We start from the raw sequence: 245 nt of genomic DNA, 5'->3' as shown, positions 1-245 counted from the left end.
CTTCTGCTTCAGCTTGCCGATGTCCAGCGACGCCGGGTCGTCGATCAGCGCCAGGCGGCCTTGCGGGCGCAGCGCGGCGACGATCTGTTCGAGGTGCTGGTCGGTGTGGGTCAGGCTGGCGACGTGGCTGACCTCGGCGACACCGATCCGCTTCAGCTCTTCGGCCAGCGGCTTGCCGTGGTCGATCACATGGTGCGCGCCGAGGTCGCGGACCCAGGCCTGGGTCTCTGCGCGCGAAGCGGTGC

The 245-nt window shown here is 69.8% G+C and carries 1 pseudogene; it reads right to left on the bottom strand.

Annotated features, from left to right (window positions below):
• A pseudogene (locus OH705_RS28335) lies at positions 1–245 on the bottom strand (zinc-binding alcohol dehydrogenase family protein); the annotation flags it as partial.

The organism is Pseudomonas sp. BJa3 (assembly GCF_026343815.1).
Lineage (GTDB): Bacteria > Pseudomonadota > Gammaproteobacteria > Pseudomonadales > Pseudomonadaceae > Aquipseudomonas > Aquipseudomonas soli.
Note: the sequence above shows the minus strand (reverse complement) of the source record. Positions and strands in the feature narration are given on the sequence as shown.